The organism is Parafrankia sp. EAN1pec, assembly GCF_000018005.1.
GTDB lineage: Bacteria > Actinomycetota > Actinomycetes > Frankiales > Frankiaceae > Parafrankia > Parafrankia soli.
On sequence record NC_009921.1, the window covers coordinates 2,535,512 to 2,557,756 of the forward strand.

Genomic DNA, 22,245 nt, shown 5'->3' on the forward strand with positions numbered 1-22,245 from the left:
TACCGAAACCGGCGAAGGGGGTGTGGCCACGTGTTGGAGGAACGGCGGCTGGAGGTGCTGCGGGCGATCGTCGAGGATTTCGTGCTCAGCAACGAGCCGGTGGGATCCAAGACGTTGGCCGAGCGGCATGCTCTGGGCGTGTCGCCCGCCACGGTGCGTAACGACATGTCGGCCCTTGAGGAAGAGGGCTACATCACCCAGCCGCACACCAGCGCGGGCCGTATCCCGACAGACAAAGGCTATCGCCTCTTCGTCGACCGGCTCTCCGGCGTCAAGCCGCTGTCGCGCGCCGAGCGCCGGGCCATCCAGAGCTTCCTGGAGGGCGCGGTCGACCTCGACGACGTGGTGCGGCGGTCGGTGCGTCTGCTCGCGCAACTCACACGTCAGGTGGCTGTGGTCCAGTACCCCTCACTCTCGTCCAGCAGCGTCCGACACATCGAGATCGTCACGCTCAATCCGAACCGCCTGCTCCTGGTACTGATCACGGACACGGGCCGGGTTGAGCAGCGGGTGGTGGACATTCCCACCCCGGTCGACGACGGCGTGGTCGGCGAGCTGCGCGGCCTGCTGAACGGCTCGCTGCGGGGCCGTCGTGTGGTCGACGCCACAGAGGTCGCGGCGGACCTGCCCGAGACCGTCCGGCCGGATCTGCGTCCGCACCTGACGACGCTCACCACCGTGGTGCTCGAGGCCCTCCTGGAGCGGCAGGAGGAGCGGGTCGCGCTGGCCGGTACCGCCAACCTCACACGCTCCTCGGTCGACTTCGCCGACTCGCTGCGGTTCATTCTGGAGGCACTCGAGGAGCAGGTCGTGCTCCTCAAACTGATCGGTTCAGCCCGGGAGACCGGTACTGTGACGGTGCGCATCGGGCGTGAGACGGATGTGGACGCCCTCCGCTCAACGTCGGTAATCGCCACCGGGTACGGTCTCGGCCCAGCGGTGCTGGGCGGAATGGGAGTCGTCGGCCCGATGCGGATGGACTATCCGGGAACGATGGCGGCCGTACGAGCCGTCGCCAAGTACGTGGGTGAACTCTTGGGTGCCGACTGATGGCAGTGGATTATTACGCGACGCTCGGTGTGCGGCGTGACGCCACCGGTGACGAGATCAAGCGGGCCTACCGCAAGCTGGCCCGGGAGCTGCATCCGGACGTCAATCCGGACCCGGAGGCGCAGCAGCGGTTCAGGAACGTGACGAACGCCTACGAGGTCCTCTCGGACCCCGAGAAGCGGCAGATCGTCGACCTCGGTGGTGACCCGCTCGCGCCCGGTGGTGGCGCGGCCGGCGCCGGTTCGCCGTTCGGCGCCGGTTTCGGCGGCCTCGGCGACATCATGGACGCCTTCTTCGGCGGTGGTGCCAGCCGCGGCCCGCGCTCGAGGGTGCGCCGTGGGAACGACGCGCTGCTGCGGCTCGAGCTCGACCTGGCCGAGACCGCGTTCGGTGCCACCCGGGACATCACCGTCGACACGGCCGTGGTGTGCGCGACCTGTACCGGCGCGGGCGCCGCGCCCGGCACGCAGCCGTCGACCTGCTCGACCTGCCACGGCCGCGGCGAGGTCCAGCAGGTGACCCGCTCGTTCCTCGGCCAGATGGTGACCTCACGGCCCTGCCCGCGCTGCTCCGGCACCGGAACGGTCATCGAGCATCCCTGCCGGGACTGCTCCGGTGACGGCCGCGTCCGCAAGCGCCGGACCCTGACGGTGAAGATTCCCTCGGGCGTCGAGGACGGCATGCGCATCCGGCTGTCCGGCGAGGGCGAGGTCGGCCCCGGCGGCGGGCCGCCCGGCGACCTGTACGTCGAGGTCTCCGAGCGTCAGCACGCGGTCTTCAGCCGGGAGGGCGACGACCTCCACTGCGACCTTCGCCTGCCGATGACCGCCGCGGCCCTGGGCACGATGGCGACGCTGGAGACCCTCGACGGCTCCGAGACGATCACGGTGAAGCCGGGCACCCAGCCCGGCGAGGTGCTCAGGCTCGCCGGGCGCGGTGTTCCGCACCTGCGCGCGGTGGGGCGCGGGCACCTGCACATCCACATCGTCGTCGAGACGCCGACGAAGCTCGACGCCGAGCAGGAACGCCTCCTACGGGAGCTGGCGAAGCTGCGTGAGGAGGAGACGCCGGCGGTGGTCGGCGGATCCTCCAGCGGGTCCGGCCTGTTCTCCCGGCGCCGTGGCGGTCGGCGCAACCGCTGACCGCGCCCGTCTTCCACCTGGATCCGCTGCCGTCGGTCGACGTCTTCGTGCTGGGCGGCCCCGAGGGCCGGCACGCCGCGACGGTGCGCCGGCTGCGGGTGGGCGAGCGCCTGGACGTCACCGACGGCGCCGGTGCCGCGCTGGAGTGCGAGGTCCGGTCGGTTGGCCGCGACGAGCTCGAATGCGTCGTCCTGCGCCGGCGGTCGCCGGCCGCGGCCGGGCCCCGGCTGGTGGTGGCGCAGGCCCTGGCCAAGGGCGACCGTGGGGAGCTGGCGGTCGAGATGCTCACCGAGATCGGGGTCGACGAGATCGTGCCCTGGGCGGCCTCGCGCTGCGTCGTCCGCTGGGACGGGGAACGCGGCGAGCGGTCGCGCGCCAGGTGGACCCGCACCGCCCAGGAGGCGGCCAAGCAGTCGCGCCGGCACGCCTGGCCGCTGGTCGGCCCGTTGGCGGGCACCGCGGCGCTCGCCGAGCGCGCGCGCCGGGCGGCGCTCGCCGTCGTGCTGCACGAGACGGCGACGACGCCGCTGGCCGGGCTCGCGCGTGCCCTGCAGCCGGCGTTCGCGGTCGAGCCGGTGCCCGCGGTCGAGCCGGAGATCGGCGAGATTCTGCTGGTCGTGGGCCCGGAGGGCGGTGTGGCCGACGGTGAGCTCGAGGCGCTCACGGCCGCCGGCGCGGTGGCTGGCAGGCTCGGCCCGACGGTGCTGCGGACGTCCACGGCAGGCGTGGTCGCGGCGGCAGTGGTACTCGCCGACATCGGTCGGCTGGGCGGATAGACTCGAGATCGGCCGGTAACGTGTCGGCCCCGCCCCGGGTGGCACAGCTGGCCGGTGGCGTGGTTGGTGTGGCACAGCATGGCTGGCGTGGCACAGCGTGGCTTGTTCGCAGTTTCGACCTGGTCCTCGGTGGCCGAGGCATGGATCCGACGGTCCCGCGGCGTTACCGCCTTCTGAGGGCGACCTTCGTCCCAGGTTGAAGCGAGAGGTGCTCCGGCCCAGGCGGCCGTACTACATGCCCGAATCCGACACCCCACCCGGCTCCCGGGTCACCACACGCATCGTCGTCCCCGACGGGCACAGCATGGTGAGCCTGCTCGGGCACCAGGACCAGCTTCTGCGTGTGATCGAGAAGGCCTTCTCCTCTGACATCCACGTCCGCGGCAACGAGATCACGATCACGGGTGACCCGGCGGAGAACGAGCTGGCCGCCAGGTTGTTCTCCGAGCTCGTCGCGCTGCTTGACGCAGGCACCGAGATCAGCCCGCAGCACGTCGACCACTCGGTGGCGATGCTGCGCAGCGGCGCGGGGGAGCGGCCTGCCGAGGTGCTCACCCTCAACATCCTGTCCAACCGTGGTCGGACGATCCGTCCCAAGACGCTGAACCAGAAGCGGTACGTGGACGCGATCGACCAGCACACGATCGTGTTCGGGATCGGCCCGGCGGGCACCGGCAAGACCTACCTGGCGATGGCCAAGGCCGTGCAGGCGCTGCAGGCGAAGAAGGCCAACCGGATCATCCTCACCCGGCCGGCGGTCGAGGCGGGTGAGCGGCTCGGCTTCCTGCCCGGGACGCTCTACGAGAAGATCGACCCGTACCTGCGTCCGCTCTACGACGCGCTGCACGACATGATCGACCCCGACTCGATCCCGCGGCTCATGCAGAGCGGCACCATCGAGGTCGCGCCGCTGGCGTACATGCGCGGCCGTACGCTCAACGACGCCTTCATCATCCTGGACGAGGCGCAGAACACCTCGGCCGAGCAGATGAAGATGTTCCTGACCCGCCTCGGCTTCGGGTCCAAGATCGTGGTGACCGGTGACGTCACCCAGGTCGACCTGCCCAGTGGCACGCAGAGTGGCCTGCGAGTGGTCCGCGAGATCCTGGACGGCGTCGCCGACGTCCACTTCGCGACCCTGACCAGCACGGACGTCGTCCGGCACCGGCTGGTCAGCGACATCGTCGACGCCTACGCGCGCTGGGACGCGGCGAGCCCGGCACCGAGCACGGACACGCGCCCCACGCGGGCGGCCCGCCGGGACCGCCGATGAGCGCCGGTGCCGCCGCCGTGGCTCCCGCCCCGGCGGCGGGAAGGGTTCTCTGATGGCCGTCTTCGTCGCCAACGAGTCGGGCGTGACGGACTTCGACGAGGTCACGCTGGCCGCGCTCGCCCGTTTCGTGCTCGACACGATGAAGGTCAACCCGTTGGCGGAGCTCTCGGTCATGCTCGTCGAGATCGACGCGATGACCGACCTGCACGTGCGCTACATGGCCGAGGAGGGCCCGACCGACGTGCTCGCCTTCCCGCAGGACGAGGCGTTCGAGCCGTCGTGGTCGGAGTCGCCCGAGGAGGACCCGACGACCCTGCTCGGCGACGTCGTCCTGTGTCCCGAGGTGGCCCGGCGGCAGGCCGCGCAGGCCGGCCACGGGATGGAGCGCGAGCTGCACATCCTCTGCACCCACGGCATCCTGCACCTGCTCGGCTACGACCACGCGGAGCCGGAGGAGGAACGGGAGATGTGGAAGCTCCAGAACAGCCTGCTGGCCTCCTGGGACACCGCGGCCGGCACCGGCGCCTCCTGACGGGGCCGGGCCGCCATGGACTCCGGTGATCTTCTCCTCGTCTTCATCGCCGCGGTGACCGCGCTCGCCGCGGCCGGCCTGGGCGCGGTGGACGCGGCGCTGACCAGGGTCTCCCGGGTCAGCGTCGACGAGTTCGCCCGGCAGGGCAAGACGGGGGCGGCGAACCTCGCCCGGGTCGTCGCCGACCCCGGGCGCTACCTGGCGTTGTTGTTGCTGCTGCGGATCGCCGGCGAGATGGCCGCGGCGGCCTGCATCACCGTCCTGGCCGTGCACGCCTACGGCTCCGGGTTCGCCGCCGTCGGGCTGGGGGCCCTGGTGTCGACGCTCGTCGCCTACATCCTCGTCGGCGTGATGTTCCGGACGCTCGGCCGCCAGCACGCCCCGGCGGTGTCGCTGGCCACCGCCGGGCTGACCATCCGGCTCGCGAAGGTCTTCGGCCCGCTGCCCCGCCTGCTGATCGCCTTCGGCAACGCGGTGACGCCCGGCCCCGGCTACCGGGACGGCCCGTTCGCCTCGGAGGCGGAGCTGCGCGACCTCGTCGACCTCGCCGAGGAGAACGAGGTCATCGAGCCCGAGGAGCGCGACATGATCGCCTCGGTGTTCGAGCTGGGTGACACGCTCGTCCGCGAGGTGATGGTGCCGCGGCCCGACATGGTCTTCATCGAGTCCGACAAGACCGTCCGGCAGGCGATCTCGCTGGCGCTGCGCAGCGGCTTCTCCCGCATCCCGGTGATCGGCGAGAGCATCGACGACGTCGTCGGCATCGGCTTTCTCAAGGACATGGTCGGCTGGGAGCGGGAGGGCCGGGAGAGCAGCCGGGTCGCGGAGGTCATGCGCCCACCCGTGCTCGTCCCGGAGAGCAAGCCCGCCGACGACCTGCTGCGCGAGATGCAGGCGTCGCGCACCCACATGGCCATCGTCATCGACGAGTACGGCGGCACGGCCGGCCTGGTGACCATCGAGGACGTCCTCGAGGAGATCGTCGGTGAGATCACGGACGAGTACGACAGCGCCACGCCGCCGGTCGAGTGGCTCGACGACGACACCGCCCGGGTGACGGCGCGGCTCGACGTCGACGACCTCGCGGACCTGTTCGGCGTCGAGGAGCTGCCCGGAGCGCAGGACGTCGAGACTGTCGGCGGGCTGCTCGCGAACGCGCTGGGCCGGGTGCCCATCCCCGGCGCGACGGCGGACGTCGCCGGCCTGCGGCTGTCGGCAGAGCGCGCGGCCGGGCGGCGCAACCAGATCGGCACCGTCGTCGTCCACCGGCTGTCCCCGGCACCGGGCAACGGCGGGAACGGAGCCGGCAGGAGCGGAGCCGGCAAGGGCGCCACCGGCAAGGGCGCCACCGGGAGTGACAGCAAGGGCAGCAACGGCAAGGGCACCAACAGGAAAACCGACGGCAAGAAGACCGACGGCGAGTCGGAGGGCCACCCGCCGGGCCCAGCGAGCAGAAAGGTGACATCGTGACGTCTCCCACCCCGCCGGCCGGCCTCGTCCTTGAGGCCGAGGACGCGAAGCTGGTGGTGCTGGCTCGGTCCGCCCGGCTGCGCGCGTACACGTCCGCGAGCCAGCCGGCCGAGGGCGCGGCGGTGCGCGACACCGACGGCCGGACGTACGCCGCCGCGACTGTCTCCCATACCCGGCCCGAGCTGGCCACGTCTGCGCTGCGTGCCGCGGTCGTGGCGGCGGCCTCCAGCGGCGCCCGCCGCTTCGAGGCCGCGGCCGTGGTGACCGAGGCCGGCGAGGCCGCCGGCGACGACCTGGCGATGCTCGCCGAGTTCGGCGCCGGGGTGCCCGTCTACCTCGCCGGTCCCGACGGCGTCGCACGCAGCCGGGTGACGAGCTAGTGGACATCGAGCTCGCCGACCCGGCGACGGACTTCCGGTCGGGGTTCGCCTGCCTGGTGGGGCGGCCCAACGCGGGTAAGTCGACGCTGACGAACGCCCTGGTGGGGACGAAGGTGGCGATCACCTCCGGGCGGCCGCAGACGACCCGCCACGCCATCCGGGGCATCATCAACCGCCCCGACGCGCAGCTCATCCTGGTCGACACCCCGGGGTTGCACCGTCCGCGCACCCTGCTCGGCCAGCGGCTCAACGACGTCGTCCGCACGACGCTGTCCGAGGTCGACGTGATCGGCTTCTGCATGCCCGCCGACGAGCCCCTCGGCCGCGGCGACCGCTTCATCGCCGACGAGCTGGGCCGGATGGCGGGGCGCACCCCGGTGGTGGCGATCCTGACCAAGGTCGACGCGGTCGGCGACCCGGACCGCGTCGGCGCCCGGCTGCTCGAGGTCTCCGGGCTCGGCGACTTCGCCGACATCGTGCCGGTGAGCGCGGTGTCGTCCTTCCAGGTCGGCACGCTGGCCGACGTGCTCGTCTCCCGCCTGCCCGAGGGCCCGCGGCTCTACCCCGACGGGGAGCTGACCGACGAGCCCGAGCAGGTCATGGTCGCCGAGCTGATCCGCGAGGCGGCGCTGGAGGGGGTGCGTGACGAGCTGCCGCACTCACTGGCCGTGGTGGTCGAGGAGATGATCCCGCGGGAGAACCGCCCGGAGGACAGGCCGCTGCTCGACGTCCACGTGAACGTGTACGTGGAGCGGCCGAGCCAGAAGGCGATCGTCATCGGCGCCGGCGGCTCCCGGCTGCGCGACGTCGGCACCCGGGCCCGGACGCAGATCGAGGCGCTGCTGGGCACCCCGATCTACCTGGACCTGCACGTCAAGGTTGCCAAGGACTGGCAGCGGGACCCGAAGCAGCTGCGCCGGCTGGGCTTCTGAGCGTCACGACGCGGAGCACCATGGCCGTGGGTGTCACGACGGTGTCGGCAGCCGGCGCCGCAGGCGGTCCCACCAGCGCCGGGCCGGCGACCGCTCGTCGGTGGTCCGGCCCGCCGGGGCGCCGACGATCTCGCCGTCCACGATCTCGAGGATGGGCGGCATCGGCGGCCGGGCAGGTTCCGGTTCCGGCGCCGGAACCGGAACCGGAACCGGGGCGTCGGCCCGCATCAGCGGCGGGTCGTCACCGCTGAGCGCGGTGGCCAGCAGGACCTGTCTGTTGGCCACGATGTAGTCCTTCACCGCGGCTGGCTGGAGGTCGTAGCGGACGAGCTTCTTGCCGCGCAGGTCGATCCGCTCGACGGCGTAGCGGCCCTTGGCCGGGTTGCCGAACTCGGCGCCGGTACGCCGGTCCAGGTCCATCGAGACGAGCCGGCAGACGAAGAAGTGCTGCAGGTTCATCCCCTCGCCGCGGGGCGAGGCGGTCACGTAGACCTGCTGGACCCGGTCCACCACGGCGCCGAGCTCCTCGGCGAGCTCGCGGTGCAGCGCGTCCTCCACCGAGGCGTCCTCGGGGTCCACGCCGCCGCCCGGGGTGGACCAGTACGGCTTGCGCTTGGGGAAGGTTCTGCGGAACAGCACCAGCCGCCCGTTCTCGTCGATGATGATGCCTCGCGCCGTCCGCCGAACAACCCGCACCCACACATGATGGCGATCGCGGCGGCGGTGGTCGCCGGAATCCCCGCCCAACGCCGCGCCAGCGGTCTGCCGCCGCCGGGTCCGTCTCGTCGTGCCCCGCGGGCGGCGGCCCACCTGTTCGGGGGGACGGGCGTGCAACCATGGGAACGTGCCGGTGTATCGCGATGAAGGCGTCGTCCTGAGGACGGCGCCCTTCGCCGAGGCCGACCGCGTCGTCACGGTGCTCACCCGGCGTAACGGCCGGGTCCGCGCGGTGGCCCGGGGGGTGCGTCGGACGTCCTCGCGGTTCGGTGCCCGGCTGGAGCCCGGCACCCACGTCGATCTCCAACTGCACGAGGGTCGGTCGCTGGACACGGTGACCCAGGCGGACATTCTCGGTGCCTACGGTGCGACGATCGCGCAGGAATACGCGCGATACACGGCGGCCGCGGTGATGCTGGAGACGGCCGAGCGCCTGACCAGCGAAGAACGCCAGCCCGCCCTACGGCTGTTCCTGCTGCTCGTCGGCGGCCTGCGTACCCTGGCGGGCGGTGAGCGTCCGCCGTCGCTGGTCCTGGACGCCTTCCTGCTGCGCTCCCTGGCGGTCTCGGGGTACGGCATGGCCCTCGACGAGTGCGCCCTGTGTGGGGAGCCGGGACCGCACCACTCGCTGTCCGTTCCCGGCGGCGGCGTAGTGTGCCCGGAATGTCGACCGCGGGGTGCGGCGTCGACGTCTCCGGCCGCGGTGCGGCTGCTTGCCGACCTCCTGCACGGTGACTGGGACGGCGCCGAGGCGAGCGATGCCCGCGTCCGGCGGGAGGCCGGCGGCATCGTGGCCGCCTACCTGCAGTGGCATCTCGAGCGGGCGCTGCGCGCCCTTCCGCATCTCGAACGGACGTGAGGGCCACGGGCATGGGCGGCCGGAGGACACGTGGCCGAGGGCGGGGGCCCTGGCCGGGCACGGCAGTGCGCGGCGGGCGTGAGGGGACCGTGTGAGGAGCGGGGACGGGATGTGTGCTGCGAGACCGGCGGTCCGGGTGTGCGCGGGCCGGCCGGTTCGGACCATGGGGGTGAGCGCCCCACCGGGGCGGGGGTCGGTCGCCGTGCCGTCGGCCCGAACGAGAGGATGTCGGCTGTGAGCCTGCGTGAAGAGGTGGGCCGGCGGTTCCGCGATCCGCGTCCTCATCCGTCCGGAGCGCAGCCACCGCCGTTGCCGCGGGCCCTGGTCCCGCAGCATGTCGGGATCGTCATGGACGGAAACGGGCGCTGGGCGAAGCTGCGCGGCCTGCCCCGTACCAAGGGGCACGAGGCGGGTGAGGAGGCGCTGTTCGACTGCGTCGAGGGCGCCATCGAGATGGGGGTGCGCTGGCTGTCGGTGTACGCGTTCTCCACGGAGAACTGGAAGCGCTCGCCGGACGAGGTCGCGTTCCTGATGCGGTTCACCGACGGCGTGTTCGGTCGCCGTATCGACGACATGGACGAGCTCGGAGTCCGGGTCCGCTGGGCGGGCCGCCGTCCCCGGCTGTGGGGCAACGTGATCCGGCGGCTGGAGTCGGCGGAGCAGCGCACCCGGGACAACGACCGGCTCACGCTCGTGATGTGCGTGAACTACGGCGGGCGGGCCGAGCTGGCGGACGCCGCGGCGGCGATCGCCCGGGACGTGCGGGCCGGCCTGCTGCGCCCGGAGCGCGTCAACGAGGAGACCGTCGCCCGGTATCTCGACGAGCCCGACATGCCGGACGTCGACCTGCTCATCCGGACGTCCGGCGAGCAGCGGCTGAGTAACTTCCTGCTCTGGCAGGCCGCGTACGCCGAGTTCTCCTTCGTGCCCACTCTGTGGCCTGACTTCGACCGCCGGGATCTGTGGCTGGCCTGTGAGGAGTACGCCCGTCGTGACCGGCGCTACGGCGGGATCATCACCAACCGTGCCTGACCGCGACCAGACGGGGGCTCCGGTGGTGGCGGTCCTGCGCTTCGAGGTGCCCGCGCCGGCCCAGGTCGGCTTCGCGGCGGCCGGGGAGCGGGTGGTGGCGGCGCTCGCCGGCCAGCGCGGGTTCCGCTCGGCCCGGCTCGGCCGCGCCGTCGACGAGCCGGTGGCCTGGCTGCTGGTGACGGAGTGGGCGGGGCCCGGGGCCTGGCGGCGGGCGCTGTCCGCCTTCGCCGTGCGGTGCGAGCTGACGCCGCTGCTGGCCTGGGCTCAGGACGCGCCCGGCGCCTTCGAGGTGCTGCACGAACGGGAGGCCGACGGCGCGGCGCGCTCGCACGGGTCCGCGCTGGCGCCGGACGCCGCCGTAGCTGCGCCCGGTGGGCGCCGGGAGGGGTAGCTGCGCCCGGTGGGTGCCGGGAGGGCTAGCCACGCCCGGCGCACGCCACGCGGGCTACGGGTAGCGGCGCCGCCACCCGGTAGCCTCGGCTGTGAGTGGCCGAGACCGAGTCGCCGAAACCGAGCTGCCGAGGCTGAACCCGATGCTGACCATGCAGGACGCCCTGCTGACGTTGACCCGCTACTGGACCGAGCGCGGCTGCATGATCGTGCAGCCGTTCAACACCGAGGTCGGCGCCGGTACGCACAACCCGGCGACCATCCTGCGGGTGCTCGGCGGCGAGCCGTGGCGGGTGGCCTACGTCGAGCCCTCGGTGCGCCCGGACGACTCCCGCTACGGCTTCAACCCGAACCGGCTGCAGACCCACACCCAGTTCCAGGTCGTCCTCAAGCCCGACCCGGGCAACCCTCAGGAGCTCTACCTGGGCAGCCTGCAGGCCCTGGGCATCGACACCGCTGCGCACGACGTCCGCTTCGTGGAGGACAACTGGGCCTCGCCGGCGCTCGGCGCCTGGGGGCTGGGCTGGGAGGTGTGGCTGGACGGGCAGGAGATCACCCAGTTCACCTACTTCCAGCAGGCCGGCGGCCAGAGCCTGGACCCGGTGAGCGTCGAGATCACCTACGGGATCGAGCGGATCCTGATGGTGCTGCAGAAGGTCCGGCACTTCACCGAGATCGCCTACGCGCCGGGGGTCTCCTACGGCGAGGTGTTCGGCCAGGCCGAGTACGAGATGTCGCGGTACTACCTCGACGAGGCCGACATCGACACGGTGCGCCGCATGTACGCCGACTGCGCCGCCGAGGCGCGCCGCCTCATCGACGCCCGGCTGCCCGTGCCGGCGCACATCTACGTGCTGAAGTGCTCGCACGCGTTCAACATCCTGGACTCGCGCGGCGCGGTCTCCACCACCGAGCGGGCCACCTCCTTCGCCCAGATGCGCGGCATGTCGCGCGAGGTCGCCCAGCTCTGGCGGGACAGGCGCGACGAGCTCGGCGACCCGCTGGGGGAGGCGCCGCGCCTGGCCCCGGCCGCCGCCCGGCCGGTCGACCCGGCCGCCGTGCCGGCGGGGCCGGCCACCCTGCTGTTCGAGATCGGCACCGAGGAGCTGCCCGCCGCCGAGGTGACCCGCCAGACGGCCGCCGTCCGCGCGGCCCTCGTCGAGCGGCTCGCGGCGACCCGGCTCACCTATGGCGAGCTGCGGGTGCAGGGCACCCCGCGGCGCATCGTCGCGATCGTCGACGACGTCGCGCCGCGTGAGCCCGACGTCGAGCGGGTCGTGCGCGGCCCGCGCCGCTCCGCCGCCTACGACGCCCAGGGCGCGCCGACGAAGGCCGCGACGGGTTTCGTGCGCGGGCAGGGCGGCGACGTGGCGGACCTGACGGTCGTCGAGCACCGCGGGGTGGAGCACGTCGCCCTGGTGCGCACCGACACCGGCCGTCCCGCGACGGAGGTGCTCGCCGAGGTCCTCGGCGCCGTCCTGGGCGGGCTGCGCGCCGAGCGGAACATGCGCTGGAACGACCCGGAGCTGTCCTTCAGCCGTCCGGTGCGCTGGGTGGTGGCGCTGCTGGGCGGGGCGGTGGTCCCGGTCGCGGCGTCGACGCTGGCCGCGGGCTCCACCACCCGCGGGCACCGGCGCGCCGGGTCCCCGCCGATCGAGGTGACCGGCGCCGTCGGCTACCCGGAGCTGCTCGCCGAGAACTCCGTCCTGCTCGATCCGGCCGCGCGCCGCGAACTGATCGTCGACGAGGCCGCGAAGCTGGCGGCCGAGCACGCGGGCACGATCGACCTCGACACCGAGGCCGACGTCCTCGACGAGGTGACCAACCTGGTCGAGTTCCCGCGTCCGGTGCTCGGCTCCTTCGAGCCGCGTTACCTCGACCTGCCTGCCGAGATCCTCACCACCGTCATGCACAAGCACCAGCGCTACCTGGCGGTGCGGGACACGGCCGGGGCGCTGCTGCCCTGCTTCGTCACGGTCGCGGACGGCGCGGTGGACGTGCCGCTGGTCCGCGCGGGCAACGAGGCGGTGGTGCGGGCCCGGTTCGAGGACGCGGCGTTCTTCTTCGACGCCGACCTCAAGGTCCCGCTGGAGACGTTCCGCGCGGGGCTGGCGAAGCTGACCTTCGAGCAGCGGCTCGGGTCGGTGGCCGACCGCGCGGAGCGCATCGCGCGGCTGGCCGGCCTGTTCGCGGACCGGCTCGCCACCTCCGACGCGGGCGCGCTGTCCCCGGCGGAGCGGCGGACGCTGGACCGCGCCGGCGAGCTGGCCAAGTTCGACCTCGCCACCCAGATGGTGATCGAGCTGTCCAGCCTGGCCGGGACGATGGCCCGCGAGTACGCCCGCCGCGCCGGCGAGCCGGAGGCGGTCGCCGTCGCGCTCCACGAGATGGAGCTGCCGCGCCGGGCCGGCGGGACGCTGCCGGCCACGGTCCCCGGCGCGCTGCTCGCCCTGGCCGACCGGATCGACCTGCTTGCCGGGCTGTTCGCGCTCGACGCGGCGCCCACCGGCAGCTCCGACCCGTTCGGTCTGCGCCGCGCCGCGCTGGGCGTCACCGCGATCCTGGCCGAGCGGCCGGAGCTGGCCGGGATCACCGTGGCCGACATGCTGGCCGAGGCCGCGAAGCTCGTCCCGGTGCCGGTTCCGGAGGCGGCCCTGGAGCAGGCCGACGCGTTCGTGCGCGGCCGGTTCGCCCAGTACCTGCTCGACACCGGCGTCGACCACCGGCTGGTCGGCGCGCTGCGCCCGCTGACCGGCCGGCCCGGCCAGGCGATGGTGACCCTGAAGGCGCTGCGCCCGCTGGTGGAGACCGCGTCGTTCGCGCGGCTGGCCGCCGCCCTGGGGCGGGTCCGCCGGATCGTCCCGGCCGACGTCGCGCCGGGCATAGAGATCAGCGCCCTCGTCGACCCCGCCGACCACCGCCTCGCCCAGGCCGTCACCGAGCTGTCCCGCCAGCTGGCGGCGCGCACGGCCGGCCGCCTGCCCGGGCTTGACGACTTCGTGGCCGCCGCCGGGCAGCTCCCGGACGCGGTCGACGGCTTCTTCGACGCGGTACTGGTGATGGCCGACGATCCCGCGCTGCGCGCGGCCCGGCTCGGGCTGCTGGCGGAGATCCGCGACGTCGCCGCCGAGGTGCTGGACTGGGACGCGCTCGGCCCGCTGCCGGCCGCGCCGGGCGGCGCCGACGGCCCCACCGGCACCTGAGTACGCGTCGCGGAGCACCCAGGTGCGCCCGGGAGGTTTGGGCTGGTCCCGGACGGCTAACGTGACATCGCGTGGACCTGTCCCTCCGGCGGCTTGTGCCCCGTCCGCCCTCGGCGTCCTGGTTCAGGGTGCCCTGGTGGCGCTGGGCGGCCCGAATCGTCGCGATCATCGTCGGGATCGTGCTGCTCGGGTCCGTGATGACCTTCGGGCAGGTGTGGTGGGTCGGGCGCGGTGACGACCGGCGGGCCTCCGACGCGCTGATCGTCCTGGGCGCCTCGCAGTACGACGGCCGTCCGTCCGCCATCCTGGCCGCCCGGCTCGACCACGCCCTCGAGCTCTATCGGTCCGGCGTCGCGCCGCGGGTCATCACGGTGGGCGGCAACCAGCCGGGGGACCGCTTCACCGAGGCCGAGGCCGCCGGGTCCTACCTACGTGACCGCGGCGTGCCGTCCAGTGCCGTGCTGGTGGTGCCCCAGGGTGTCGACACACTGTCGTCGCTGACCGCGGTGGCCGGGCTGATGGACAGCCGGCAGTGGCGGTCCGCGGTGGTGGTGACCGACCGCTGGCACAGCCTGCGCTCCCGGGCGATCGCCGACGACCTCGGCGTCGACGCGGTGACGTCGCCGGCGACGTCGGGCCCGGCCAACCGCGGGTTCGGCACCCAGATGCGGTACATCCTGCGCGAGGGGATCGGGTACCGCTTCTACCAGCTGTTCCACCGGGCCTCGCCGTCCGCGGCCCACACACCCGCCGTCTGACCCGCCCGGGGATCCCCGGGCGGGTGCCCCACCGGGGGGCGGCGGGACGCGCCCGCCGCGTGATGATCACCACGGTGTGGCGTCGGCCCGGGACGGGTGGACGTCGCGGACCATGCCGAGTAGTCCCTGCGTCCCGGCCGATCGCCAGGTGCCGGCGGGGCCGCGCGGGCCGAGCGCCGAGCGGGAAGGTGTGACGAAGGCGCGATTTCGCCAGGCGTGGCGGGCCGTAGGTGCTGGTACGGTTCGGATCGCGGAGTGACAGGGTACTTCGGCAGGCGACGGAACGCTCGGGCCGGCCGGCCCTTGACACATCCGTGCAACCGACCTGCGCAGCACAATCCTGACTAAGGAGGCTGGTGTGGCAACTCCCGTGTCCGAAGTGGTCGGTGTCGCCGACCTGGAGACGGTTCGGGAACTCGCACAGCAGCTGCGGGTCGACTCGGTGCGCAGCAGCACCTCGGCCGGATCCGGTCACCCGACCTCCTCCATGTCCGCCGCGGACGTCATGGCGGTGCTGCTGACGCGCCACCTGCGCTACGACTGGGACACCCCGGACGACCCGGCGAACGACCACCTGATCTTCTCCAAGGGGCACGCGTCGCCCCTGATCTACTCGATGTTCAAGGCGGTCGGCGTCGTCACCGACGACGAGCTCATGACCGGCTACCGCCGGTTCGGGCACCGCCTGCAGGGCCACCCGACCCCGGTCCTGCCCTGGGTCGACGTGGCGACCGGATCACTCGGCCAGGGCCTCCCCGACGCCGTCGGGGTCGCGCTGGCCGGCAAGTTCCTGGACAAGGTCCCGTACCGGGTCTGGGTGGTCTGCGGCGACAGCGAGATGGCTGAGGGCTCGATGTGGGAGGCGCTGGACAAGGCCGCCTTCTACGGCCTGTCCAACCTGATCGCGATCGTGGACGTCAACCGTCTCGGCCAGCGCGGCCCGACCGAGTTCGGCTGGGACATGGACGCCTACGCCCGCCGGGTCGAGGCGTTCGGCGCCCGCGCGGTCGTGATCGACGGCCACGACCTGGGCGCGATCGACGCCGCGCTCGCCGACGCCGAGGACGCGACGCGGCCCACGGTGATCCTGGCCCGCACCCGCAAGGGCGAAGGCTTCTCAGAGGTCGCCGATGCCGAGGGCTGGCACGGCAAGCCGCTGCCCGAGGACATGGCGACCCGAGCGATCATCGAGCTGGGCGGCGAGCGGAACCTGCGCGTGCGCGGCCCGGTTCCCCCGGCGGACATGGCCCGCCCGGCCCCGGCCCAGAAGCCGGCGATCAAGCTGCCGACCTACGAGCTGGGCGCCAAGGTCGCCACCAGGCGGGCCTACGGCCAGGCGCTGGCCGCGGTCGGCGCGCACACCGACGTCGTCGCCCTCGACGCCGAGGTGAGCAACTCGACCTACGCCGAGGACTTCGCCAAGGCGCACCCTGACCGGTTCTTCGAGATCTTCATCGCCGAGCAGCAGCTCGTCGCGGCGGCGGTCGGCCTGTCGGTGCGCGGCTACGTTCCGTTCGCCTCCACGTTCGCCGCGTTCTTCTCCCGCGCCTACGACTTCATCCGGATGGCGGCCATCTCGCAGGTCGACATCCGGCTGGCCGGGTCGCACGCCGGGGTGGAGATCGGTGCGGACGGCCCGTCCCAGATGGCGCTCGAGGATCTCGCGATGATGCGGGCCGTGGGCGGCTCGACGGTGCTCTACCCGAGCGACGCGACCTCCGCGGCCAAGCTGATCGAGGCGATGGTCGGGATCTCCGGCGTCAGCTACATGCGGACGACCCGCGGTGCCTACCCGGTGCTCTACGGCCCGGACGAGACGTTCGCGCCGGGCGGTTCCAAGGTGCTGCGCAGCTCCGACGCCGACACCGTGACGCTGATCGGCGCCGGGGTCACCCTGCACCACTGCCTGGCCGCGGCCGACGTGCTCGCGGCCGAGGGAGTCTCGGCACGGGTGATCGACCTGTACTCGGTCAAGCCGGTGGACACCGCGACCCTGGCGGAGGCGGCGCGGGCGACCGGTGGCCGCCTCGTCGTCGCGGAGGACCACTACGCCGAGGGCGGCCTCGGCGGCGCGGTGCTCGAGGGCCTCGCGGGCGTCCTGCGCGACGGCAGCGTCTCGCTGCGGCTGGCGCATCTTGCCGTCGGTGAGCTTCCCGGTTCCGGTACCCCGGACGAGCTGCTGGACTTCGCCGGCATCTCCACGCCGCACATCGTCGAGGCGGCGCGCGGCCTGCTGCGCTGAGACCACCTCCCGCGCCGGCTCGTCCGGCGCGGGATCCGCGGCCGCCCGTTCCCCTGGCCGGGCGGCCGCGGATCGTCACCGTGAGGGGTCGTACCAGACCTTCGCGGCGTTCCGGAGCTGGGCGATCACCTGGTCTCCGATCTCGAGGGCGGGCCGGTCGCCGGCCACCCGGGCCCTGGCACGCAGCTCCGTGCCGCTGACGGTGCCGCTGCCTGCCCCCGAGCCGGGGATGCTGGCCGCGTTGACCGCGAGGGCGGCGTCCTCGTCCCGCACGGCGAGGGTGACCAGCACCTCGTGGCCGTGGTAGTCCCGCGCGACGACGCGGGCGAGGCGACCCGACTCCTGGCAGCCCGGCGCCGCGCGCGAGGTTGCTGTTCACGACCGAAAGGCCGTAGCAGTAGGGGATCGGCAGCTGGACGAGTTTCGCGGATCTGGTCGAGCCCGAGGTCGACAGCAGCAGGGCAAGGTCGGGGTGCAGGTCCCGGGTCGGCCCGGTGTGGTGCTCGCGCATCCGCCAGCCCTCCGGTGCGCGCGCCAGGACGACGTCCGGGCGGTACACCGCGGTGAGTTCCCGAGCCTGCTCGTCGTCGGCGCCGACGGTGGCGAGCCGGTCACCGAAGACGCGTAGTCCGCGCGCGAACGGGACGCCAACGCTGGCACGCATCTCTGGCAGGCCCCGACCCTCGCGTAACGCAGACGACGACACCGGGTGGATGACGGCGGACTGGAGATGGGCCCGTGTCAGGGCCAGTCCCCATACATGCCCACGTCATCCACCCAGGTGGAAGGCGCTTAGCTTAAGCTCACCTTTCCCTGGAACGCCAGAACCGGGTCCTTCGTTCGGCAGGCAGGGTGAACGGCGCGATGTCGGCGAGGCGGCAGTGTGACGGGAGACGCCGGCGGGTATGGGCAGCCGCGTGGTGAGGGTGGGACGTCCCCTCGGGGGGGTGAGTCGAGGGGATCAGTCGTCGCCTGCCGGGGACGGGCCGCCACCGAAGGTCATGTCGACCAGGGTGAGGTAGAGGCGGTCCGGCCGCGGCAAAAAATTGATCTTCGAGAGGGCCTGGTCCTGCCCCGCGGACTCGACCACGAACTCGCCGTAGCCGAGGAGCCGCCCGAGCGGGTCCCGGTTGTAGGTGAGATCCGTGATCTTCGACAGCGGCATCGTCTGAACCTTCCGGAAGACGATGCCGGACACCTTCAGCAACCGTTTGTCGGTGATCATCAGGTGGTCGAAGTGCCAGTCCGCGATCTTCCAGAGCATCCGGAGGATCATGAACAGGGCGAAGTACCACAGCACAGTGGTGATCGGCCCGGTGTCGATGCCCTGCGCCGCGAAGAGGATGTTCACGACGAGCGCGAGCATGACGGCACCCAGCGTCTGCAGAAGGACCGGCAGCATGATGGCCCAGTGCAGCCGGACCATCATCACCAGGCGTTCCTGGGAGGCCAGGTACTTGGTGTCCCGCAGCGCAGGGTCGGGAAGCTGGAGTCTCACCACGGACGAAGTGTCGCAGACATCAGGCCCCGCCGGGACCGCATCACAGGGCCGTGTCTGTCACGAACTCCGACACTCCGTTCCCGATGTCCTCGAGCCAGCCGAACACCCGGTCGATGATGCTCGCGGCGCTGTCCGGTGCGGTGACGACGAAGAAGATAAGGAATGCGATCGCACCGTACTTGACGATCTTGTCCACGGCGGGCCTCCGGGCCGAGTTGGGGGAACGGGGTGCGCCCAAAGTATCGCCGTTGCGATCGACGTAGGTACGTGAATCGCGCCGATACGCTCGGCTATGTGGTCAGTGAGTGGTATGACCCTGCCGACCTGGCGCGACGGGTCACAGAGCAGGACAAGGCTACACCGGGCGAACGCACCCCGTTCGAGCGGGATCGTGCCCGGGTGCTCCATTCGAGCGCCTTGCGGCGACTTGCCGGAAAAACCCAGGTCGTGGGCCCGCTCGACGACGACTTCCCGCGCACCCGGCTGACCCACTCGCTCGAGACGGCGCAGATCGGGCGCGGTCTGGCCCGCTCGCTGGGCGCCGATCCCGACCTGGTGGACGCCGCCTGCCTCGCCCACGACATCGGGCATCCCCCGTTCGGTCACAACGGAGAGGTGGCGCTCGACCAGGCGGCGCACACCTGCGGCGGGTTCGAGGGCAACGCCCAGAGCCTGCGCGAGCTGACCCGGCTCGAGGTGAAGATCGTCGCGCCCGCCGGGGAGACCGGCGGCGGCGCGGCCGGCGGCGGCGCGGGGCTGAACCTGACCCGGGCGACCCTGGACGCCGCCGTGAAGTACCCGTGGCTGCGCCGCGCCGGCACGCCGAAGTTCGGGGCCTACGCCGACGACGCCGGCATCCTCTCCTGGGTGCGCCGCGACGCCCCCGGCGCGCGGCGCAGCTTCGAGGCCCAGCTCATGGACTGGGCGGACGACGTGGCCTACTCCGTGCACGACCTGGAGGACGGCGTCGTCGCCGGGCACATCGACCTCGCCGCGCTGCGTGACCCCGAGCTGCGTGCCGAGCTGGCCGCCCGGACGGCGGCCTGGTACCCGGACGTCGACGCGCCCGCCGCGGCGGCCGGGCTCGACCGGCTGCGCGCCCAGCCGTGGTGGATCCGGGAGGAGGTCGGGTCCGTCGCCGGCCTGGCCGCGCTGCGCGCGATGACCAGCGAACTCGTCGCCCGGTTCTCGATGGCCGCGGTGCGGGCCACCCGCGAGCGGCACGGAGATGAGCCGCTGCGCCGCTACCGGGCCGACCTGGTCGTGCCGGTGGAGACGCTCGCCGAGTGCGCGGCGCTCAAGGGCGTCACCGCGTGGTACGTGATGGGCCGGCCCGGCGCCGCCGAGCGGCGGGCCCGGCAGCGCGAGCTGATCGCCGAGCTGGTCGACCTGCTCGCGGCCAGCGCCCCGGCGTCGTTGGACGCGCCGCTGGCCGACTCCTACCGGCACGCGGCCGACGACGCGGCCCGGCTGCGGGTGGTCATCGACCAGGTCGCCCGGCTCACCGACGCCAGCGCCGGGCGCCGGCACGCGGCACTGACGGGCCGCCCGCTGCCGAGGGCGCTGTGACCAGCGAAAAACGACGTACGCTGTGATCGCTGCCGACAGCGTTTGGGATGGGATGTGACCGTGGCGCGATGCTGGAGTGATCCGGGTGGTCCGTCGGGCGCGTCCGTTGTGGTTCGTGGCGCATCATGGTTCGGCCGGAGCGCGCCGCTCGGTGTGGTCGGGCGTGCGCGTGTGGTGACGTCGCCGTCGCGGTCCGTGGGGCCGCCGATCGGTCGCCCACGGAGTTCCTGCCGGCAAGATCGGCACTGTCGGCCGGATGACAAGTACCATCACGCTAAAGGACCGTTGACACCGGCGTCATCGGTGGCACCGTCCGGCCGGCGGCATAGTAGCCCCGACGGTCGGCCGTACCACCGGCAGCGTCGTATCAGGTGACCGGACACAAGTAACCCGCGACGCGCAACCCCCGACCGGGGCGCGCCGTCTATCCAGTGACTCGGATCAGTGACTCGGACCAGTGACCTCGGAGCCCGCCGCTGGTGGGTCCGCCGGACGTGAGCAGGGAGGGTATCGGTGGCCGGACGCATCCGCGACGCTGACATCGCTCTCGTACGGGAGCGCTCACTCATCGCGGACGTCATCGGTGACCACGTGCAGCTCCGTCCGGTCGGCGGTGGCAGCCTGGTCGGCCTGTGCCCGTTCCACGACGAGAAGTCACCGTCGTTCAACGTGCGGCCCTCGGTCGGGTTCTTCCACTGCTTTGGCTGCAACGAGGGCGGGGACGTCTACGCCTTCATCCGCAAGATCGACGGGTTGACCTTCCCGGAGGCCGTCGAGCGGCTCGCCCGGCGGGCCGGCATCACGCTGACCTACGAGGGCGGGGGCACCACCAGCCGCGCGGTGACGAGCCAGCGCCAGCGGCTGCTGGACGCCCACCGGCTGGCCGCCGAGTTCTACGTCGAACAGCTCCACTCCTCCCCGGACGCCCGGGCCGGCTGGGAGTTCCTGGCCTCGCGTGGCTTCGACCGGGCGGCGGCGGAACAGTTCGGTCTCGGCTACGCGCCGTCGTCCTGGGACGCGCTGACCAGGCACCTGCTCGCCCGCCGGTTCACCGCCGAGGAGCTGGAGCTGGGCGGGCTGGCGAAGCGGGGCGGCCGCGGCGGCCTCATCGACCGGTTCCACCACCGCCTGCTGTGGCCGATCCGTGACCTCGGCGGCGAGGTCGTCGGTTTCGGTGGCCGGCGCCTCGCCGAGGGCCCCGATGCCGGTCCCAAGTACCTCAACACCGCCGAGACGCCGCTGTTCAAGAAGGCGAAGCTCCTCTACGGCGCCGACCTGGCCCGCCGCGAGATCGCGCGCCGCTACCAGGTTGTCGTCGTCGAGGGCTACACCGACGTCATGGCGTGCCACCTGGCCGGGGTGCCGACGGCGGTCGCGAGCTGCGGAACCTCCTTCGGTGCCGACCACGTCGCGATCGTCCGCCGGCTGCTGATGGACTCCGACGCCCGCACCGGCGAGGTCATCTTCACCTTCGACGGGGACAAGGCGGGCCAGGCCGCCGCCCTGCGGGCCTTCGAGTACGAGGACCGCTTCGTCACCCAGACCTTCGTCGCGGTGCAGCCGGACGGCCTCGACCCCTGCGACCTGTGGACGCAGCACGGTGACGCGGCCGTGCGAGACCTGGTGGCCAGCCGCCAGCCGCTGTTCGAGTTCGCCATCCGCGGCGTGATCGACCGCTACGACCTCAACACCACCGAGGGCCGCATCGCCGCGCTGGACGCGGCAGCCCCGCTGGTGAACCGGCTCAAGGACGCAGGCATGCGGCACCGGTACGCGGTGAACCTCGACCGCTGGCTCGGCTTCCTCGACGAGCGGTTCGTGGTCGAGCGGGTGGGGCAGCACCGGTCGCAGGCCGGGGCGGCCGAGGGCGTCGGCGCGCGCCGGCGGCTGGACCCGGCGCCGGACGATGCGACCGCCATCGTCGAACGGGAGACCCTCAAACTCGCCCTGCAACATCCGGGGCTGGCCGGACCGATGTTCGACACGCTGTCCACGGAGCTGTTCACTGTTCCCGCGCACCGGGCCGTCCGGGAGGCGATCGCCGTGGCGGGCGGGGTGTGCGCGGGTCTGTACGCGGCCGGTGACCCGTCCGGCTGGGTTGCGGCGGTGGTGGACGCGACGCCGGACGAGGAGCTCCGGCGGTTCGTCCTCGCGCTCGCTGTCGAGGGGGTGCTGTGCGACCACGATGTGGACGACCGCTACGTCGACGATCAGATGTCGCGTGTGCAGGAGCTGCATGTGACCCGTCGGATCCGGGAGCTCAAGTCGCGGGTGCAGCGACTGAACCCGGCATCCGACACCGATGCCTTCAACCGTGCGTTCGGTGAGCTGATTGCTTTGGAACAGCACAAGCTCCAACTCCGGGAGCGGGGCGTAGGTGCCGCGTAACCTGGGTCGATCCCGAGAAGGAAGTGACGAG

At 72.6% G+C, this 22,245-nt stretch carries 20 protein-coding genes and 1 pseudogene; 16 read left to right on the forward strand and 5 right to left on the reverse strand.

Features of this window, described 5'->3' with window-relative positions; all coding sequences use genetic code 11:
- Window positions 1-30: 30 nt before the first annotated feature.
- The 8 genes from hrcA to era all read left to right on the forward strand — a co-directional run bounded on the left by hrcA (window position 31) and on the right by era (window position 7,555).
- Window positions 31-1,050: a heat-inducible transcriptional repressor HrcA gene (gene hrcA / locus FRANEAN1_RS10380; protein ID WP_020459711.1), complete on the forward strand. Its 1,020-nt coding sequence runs from the start codon at window positions 31-33 to the stop codon at window positions 1,048-1,050.
- Window positions 1,050-2,192, forward strand: a complete 1,143-nt coding sequence (gene dnaJ / locus FRANEAN1_RS10385; RefSeq protein WP_020459712.1) for a molecular chaperone DnaJ — start codon at window positions 1,050-1,052, stop codon at window positions 2,190-2,192. The genes hrcA and dnaJ overlap by 1 nt, the downstream gene beginning before the upstream one ends.
- Window positions 2,189-2,968 (forward strand): 16S rRNA (uracil(1498)-N(3))-methyltransferase, encoded by a 780-nt coding sequence (locus FRANEAN1_RS10390; RefSeq protein WP_083788192.1) that lies wholly within the window; start codon window positions 2,189-2,191, stop codon window positions 2,966-2,968. The genes dnaJ and FRANEAN1_RS10390 overlap by 4 nt, the downstream gene beginning before the upstream one ends.
- A gap of 235 nt (window positions 2,969-3,203) precedes the next feature.
- Window positions 3,204-4,241: a PhoH family protein gene (locus FRANEAN1_RS10395; RefSeq protein WP_041255735.1), complete on the forward strand. Its 1,038-nt coding sequence runs from the start codon at window positions 3,204-3,206 to the stop codon at window positions 4,239-4,241.
- A gap of 52 nt (window positions 4,242-4,293) precedes the next feature.
- Window positions 4,294-4,773, forward strand: a complete 480-nt coding sequence (ybeY, locus tag FRANEAN1_RS10400; protein ID WP_020459715.1) for an rRNA maturation RNase YbeY — start codon at window positions 4,294-4,296, stop codon at window positions 4,771-4,773.
- A 15-nt stretch (window positions 4,774-4,788) separates the two neighbouring features.
- Entirely contained in the window at window positions 4,789-6,243 is a 1,455-nt protein-coding gene (locus tag FRANEAN1_RS10405; RefSeq protein WP_020459716.1) for a hemolysin family protein, read from the forward strand.
- A complete protein-coding gene (locus FRANEAN1_RS10410) occupies window positions 6,240-6,623 on the forward strand; it encodes a cytidine deaminase (protein ID WP_020459717.1) in 384 nt (127 codons plus the stop codon). The genes FRANEAN1_RS10405 and FRANEAN1_RS10410 overlap by 4 nt, the downstream gene beginning before the upstream one ends.
- The gene (gene era / locus FRANEAN1_RS10415; protein ID WP_020459718.1) at window positions 6,623-7,555 is read left to right on the forward strand and encodes a GTPase Era; all 933 of its coding nucleotides are present in this window, start codon (window positions 6,623-6,625) and stop codon (window positions 7,553-7,555) included. Before FRANEAN1_RS10410 ends, era begins: the two co-directional genes overlap by 1 nt.
- Window positions 7,556-7,588: 33 nt before the next feature.
- Here era and FRANEAN1_RS10420 read toward each other — a convergent pair whose 3' ends face one another.
- A complete protein-coding gene (locus FRANEAN1_RS10420; protein ID WP_347177065.1) occupies window positions 7,589-8,251 on the reverse strand; it encodes an NUDIX hydrolase in 663 nt (220 codons plus the stop codon).
- Between the two features lie 148 nt (window positions 8,252-8,399).
- Here FRANEAN1_RS10420 and recO point away from each other — a divergent pair, with 148 nt between their 5' ends.
- The 6 genes from recO to FRANEAN1_RS10450 all read left to right on the forward strand — a co-directional run bounded on the left by recO (window position 8,400) and on the right by FRANEAN1_RS10450 (window position 16,756).
- On the forward strand, window positions 8,400-9,131 hold the full coding sequence (gene recO, locus FRANEAN1_RS10425; protein ID WP_198145482.1) for a DNA repair protein RecO: 732 nt from the start codon (window positions 8,400-8,402) through the stop codon (window positions 9,129-9,131).
- A 234-nt stretch (window positions 9,132-9,365) separates the two neighbouring features.
- Window positions 9,366-10,163, forward strand: a complete 798-nt coding sequence (locus FRANEAN1_RS10430) for an isoprenyl transferase (protein ID WP_041253972.1) — start codon at window positions 9,366-9,368, stop codon at window positions 10,161-10,163.
- The gene (locus FRANEAN1_RS10435; RefSeq protein WP_020459722.1) at window positions 10,156-10,554 is read left to right on the forward strand and encodes an antibiotic biosynthesis monooxygenase; all 399 of its coding nucleotides are present in this window, start codon (window positions 10,156-10,158) and stop codon (window positions 10,552-10,554) included. The genes FRANEAN1_RS10430 and FRANEAN1_RS10435 overlap by 8 nt, the downstream gene beginning before the upstream one ends.
- Window positions 10,555-10,696: 142 nt before the next feature.
- A complete protein-coding gene (locus FRANEAN1_RS10440; protein WP_020459723.1) occupies window positions 10,697-13,756 on the forward strand; it encodes a glycine--tRNA ligase in 3,060 nt (1,019 codons plus the stop codon).
- 71 nt (window positions 13,757-13,827) lie between these two features.
- On the forward strand, window positions 13,828-14,514 hold the full coding sequence (locus FRANEAN1_RS10445; RefSeq protein WP_020459724.1) for a YdcF family protein: 687 nt from the start codon (window positions 13,828-13,830) through the stop codon (window positions 14,512-14,514).
- Between the two features lie 358 nt (window positions 14,515-14,872).
- The gene (locus FRANEAN1_RS10450; RefSeq protein ID WP_020459725.1) at window positions 14,873-16,756 is read left to right on the forward strand and encodes a transketolase; all 1,884 of its coding nucleotides are present in this window, start codon (window positions 14,873-14,875) and stop codon (window positions 16,754-16,756) included.
- 75 nt (window positions 16,757-16,831) lie between these two features.
- Here FRANEAN1_RS10450 and FRANEAN1_RS10455 read toward each other — a convergent pair whose 3' ends face one another.
- From FRANEAN1_RS10455 to FRANEAN1_RS42085, 4 genes and pseudogenes are all read right to left on the reverse strand, one after another.
- Entirely contained in the window at window positions 16,832-17,047 is a 216-nt protein-coding gene (locus tag FRANEAN1_RS10455; protein WP_020459726.1) for a hypothetical protein, read from the reverse strand.
- A 55-nt stretch (window positions 17,048-17,102) separates the two neighbouring features.
- Window positions 17,103-17,312 (reverse strand): annotated as a pseudogene (locus FRANEAN1_RS43170) (hypothetical protein); the annotation flags it as partial.
- Window positions 17,313-17,717: 405 nt separating this feature from the next.
- Window positions 17,718-18,257: a PH domain-containing protein gene (locus tag FRANEAN1_RS10460; RefSeq protein WP_020459727.1), complete on the reverse strand. Its 540-nt coding sequence runs from the start codon at window positions 18,255-18,257 to the stop codon at window positions 17,718-17,720.
- 40 nt (window positions 18,258-18,297) lie between these two features.
- On the reverse strand, window positions 18,298-18,453 hold the full coding sequence (locus FRANEAN1_RS42085) for a hypothetical protein (RefSeq protein ID WP_020459728.1): 156 nt from the start codon (window positions 18,451-18,453) through the stop codon (window positions 18,298-18,300).
- Between the two features lie 71 nt (window positions 18,454-18,524).
- Here FRANEAN1_RS42085 and FRANEAN1_RS10465 point away from each other — a divergent pair, with 71 nt between their 5' ends.
- Both FRANEAN1_RS10465 and dnaG read left to right on the forward strand, forming a co-directional pair.
- Window positions 18,525-19,826 carry a deoxyguanosinetriphosphate triphosphohydrolase gene (locus tag FRANEAN1_RS10465; protein ID WP_083788193.1) on the forward strand — a complete coding sequence of 434 codons (1,302 nt, stop codon included), beginning with the start codon at window positions 18,525-18,527 and terminating at the stop codon, window positions 19,824-19,826.
- A 513-nt stretch (window positions 19,827-20,339) separates the two neighbouring features.
- Entirely contained in the window at window positions 20,340-22,214 is a 1,875-nt protein-coding gene (gene dnaG, locus FRANEAN1_RS10470) for a DNA primase (protein ID WP_020459730.1), read from the forward strand.
- The last annotated feature ends 31 nt before the right edge of the window (window positions 22,215-22,245 follow it).

What these genes read in the sequence shown, in the direction of transcription:
- FRANEAN1_RS10395 (WP_041255735.1), top strand. Translation starts at nt 3,204, where the DNA reads ATGCCCGAATCCGACACCCCACCCGGCTCCCGGGTCACCACACGCATC.
- ybeY (WP_020459715.1), top strand. Translation starts at nt 4,294, where the DNA reads ATGGCCGTCTTCGTCGCCAACGAGTCGGGCGTGACGGACTTCGACGAG.
- dnaJ (WP_020459712.1), top strand. Translation starts at nt 1,050, where the DNA reads ATGGCAGTGGATTATTACGCGACGCTCGGTGTGCGGCGTGACGCCACC.
- FRANEAN1_RS10405 (WP_020459716.1), top strand. Translation starts at nt 4,789, where the DNA reads ATGGACTCCGGTGATCTTCTCCTCGTCTTCATCGCCGCGGTGACCGCG.
- FRANEAN1_RS10440 (WP_020459723.1), top strand. Translation starts at nt 10,697, where the DNA reads ATGCTGACCATGCAGGACGCCCTGCTGACGTTGACCCGCTACTGGACC.